The 2,788-nt window shown below is 39.0% G+C and carries 3 protein-coding genes; all 3 read left to right on the top strand.

The window, feature by feature from the left end; all coding sequences use genetic code 11:
• Positions 1–807, top strand: an 807-nt coding sequence (locus tag IQ260_RS29520) for an FHIPEP family type III secretion protein (protein WP_228016555.1), incomplete at its 5' end; no start/stop codon positions are given.
• 24 nt (positions 808–831) lie between these two features.
• Positions 832–2,499, top strand: a complete 1,668-nt coding sequence (locus tag IQ260_RS29515) for an FHIPEP family type III secretion protein (protein WP_193996620.1) — start codon at positions 832–834, stop codon at positions 2,497–2,499.
• Positions 2,500–2,675: 176 nt separating this feature from the next.
• Positions 2,676–2,788: helix-turn-helix domain-containing protein (locus tag IQ260_RS29510; protein ID WP_193995938.1), on the top strand; the 113-nt coding region annotated here is incomplete at its 3' end.

Here is a 2,788-nt window from a genome sequence, read left to right as displayed (position 1 = left end):
CTGTACATTAGCCAAAAATTCTTTCCTGATAAGTTACTCATGAAGCAATTGGATACAGTACTCGCAGAATATGAGCTGAAACTAATGTTTCTTGAAAGTGCTAATACTCTTCCATCTGCAGGAAATGGTCTGCTAATTGTCGCAAAAATTGAAAATTTCTATCATGTTCGTATTTTTGATAGGACTAGCAAAAAGGTTATCGACATGGGGAAAGATGAGTTTTCACCTGATGCATCACTTGCTCTAGCTATAGACACGGCTCTGAAAAAGAAATCAGTTGATAACCAAACTAAAACTGAACTTATACAAAAGATTACATCAAACTTAGACTATCAACATCCTCAAATTGATCATGAAGTAGAACTTGAACTCATACAAAAAATCATATCAGCTGCAAATATTAGTGTTGATGATTTTAGATTGATTTATCGCATATTTATTCAGTCTATGCAAGAAGGCAAGGCAGTTAATAAAATAATTCAACAAATTCGGCTGAACTCCCACATTCGAAATTATTTATGGGGTAATGATCAGGAATACGATTTCCTGTATCTGGAGGATGACCTAATTAAGAGTTTGGAGATTAACACAATATCTTCTGTAGTAGATATCGTAGCTGTTAATCCAACACATTTTCTTAACGAGATGCGAAAGAAAATGGATGAGCATAAGAGATATGCGCTTGTTGTTTCAAAACAGAAGTATCGAGCGCTAGTTCGGGGGATTTTAGACCTAGAGTTTCCTCATATTCCAGTGCTGAGCATCGATGAAAAAAGATTTACCCTCCAGAAGCATGATTCTGAGTAGCTATGATATCTATGGGGAAAGGAGATGGAAACTGCTGAAAAGCTAGAATTCTGTGTTGAGATATATTTGCATGAACATTCCCTGTCACGTGCGCATCAACAGTATGTTAAACAATATTTGAGAGAGCTTCTTGACGATCTAAGAATTCAAGTATCTTTGAACACAGTTTTTATATCATCAGAAAACTCTCAGGAAAGTTATATGCCTCTTGATATTAAATTAAATGATGTGAAGGTGAGAACACCTTCCAGGCATTGGTTTAGAGACTCTGAAAAAAACAATCTGGTTGCTATATTATGCGAAGCACTATTTCTTAGCCGAAAACTGTTGATCACTGAGGAGTATGCTGAATATTTGCATCATATATGGTTTCACGGCAACACAAACTCACAAAAAAACAAAATAAACAAAGACCAGCTCAAACAGGTGCTGAAACGCTGTACACAGCTCGGACTCAACATGGATGTTGCCAAGCGTGTAGCCGAACAATGGGCTGTGTACACGAACAATACTGAGGGTGAGGTTTCTGAAAGTATTGAGGTCGATAGGTATGCCCTTGAATCACTTTTAGCGACTGAGGTATTGGATCACATTACCGTCTATCTTTCTAAGCAACTCTACGAAACGGTAGTTTTATCATCAATCCAGACTGATGAGAGCTTAGATGACACGATTCTGATAATGCGAGAACGTCTGTCTTATGAGTTAGGCGTTCATTTCCCAACAGTAGAATTTCGGCTCTCTGCAGACCTACCAAATCCTTATTTTCAGGTCCAGTTGAACCAAATCAAAGGTCCACTCCGCAAGGGACTAAAATCAGGCGAGAGCTTTATGGATGCCACTCGCGAGCAGCTCAAGCCATTTGAAACTGAAGAAGATATTGGCCGAGCAGCAGTCAATCCAGACGATGGTAGTAAATCCGTGATAGTGGCAAATATCGATTATGCAAAAAGGCTTGAGAAATTAGAATTTGAAAGATGGAACACTAAGGAGTATTTAATACTCTCATTGGCTGCCGAGCTGCGCAAGCAAGCTCCAGAATACCTTTCTACAGCTCAAGTCGAGACTATTCTTGCTGATCTGAATCGTACTCACCCTAAATTAGTTTTCAAGGCACTAGAGCGCTTTCCGCTTCATCTCATTAGCGATGTCTTACAAAATTTAGTGCGGGAGAAAGTATCAATCCGAAATATGTGGATGATTTTTGAGACATTATTGGCAGCCCAAAGCGCTACTGAGTCAGGTTTTGAAAAGAAATTTCCAATTTCCCTGCTGCATGCAAGAATTTATCCTGCCGTCGGGACTGATACACAGAATATACAACGCTCTGCAAAACATCTCAGTGAAGCATGTCGAATCGCGCTCAGATCTAGCATCACATTTACATCTACTAGAGGTCGAAATACAATTTCAGCGTGGCTTCTCTCCAAAGATATCGAGCATCGAATCCAAGCTTCAAATCAAAAGCCTATGGAAGAGCGAGAGAAAGTTGCATTGTTGACAGCGATAGACAGGCAAGTTACTTCCTTTTTTCAATCCAGTGAAACAACCTTACCAGTAATTTTAACTACGATGTCTGTACGCCCACTATTGAGAGAAATCATCGCAATTGAATTTTACTATATCAATGTGCTGAGTTACAATGAACTAGACTTTGGCGTCGATATTAAACCTATTTCATGTATTAAATGAGAAAATTATTTCTGACTAATATTTCTCATGATTTATAGCGAGCTGGCACTGCAAACAATGAAATGATCTTATTTGCCCAATTTGCTCAAGGATTATAGCACTGATTTTTATAGCGGTTCCTAGTTGTTTAGAATACAATATGAGGCTTACCTACAGACTCTAGGAATCTCCCTTAGATGAAGCCTCTTTCCACTGATTTACGTCAGCGCATCATTGCTGTTTATGCCGATGGCTCGATCTCCCAACGCCAATTAGCCGAACGCTTTCAAGTCAGCTTGAGTACGGTTCA

The sequence above is a fragment of the Leptolyngbya cf. ectocarpi LEGE 11479 genome (genome assembly GCF_015207065.1).
Lineage (GTDB): Bacteria > Cyanobacteriota > Cyanobacteriia > Phormidesmidales > Phormidesmidaceae > Leptothoe > Leptothoe ectocarpi.
This window is presented reverse-complemented; position numbering and strand designations above follow the sequence as displayed.

Coding starts and splice junctions, on each gene's coding strand:
- IQ260_RS29515 (WP_193996620.1), top strand. CDS start 832: ATGGAAACTGCTGAAAAGCTAGAATTCTGTGTTGAGATATATTTGCAT.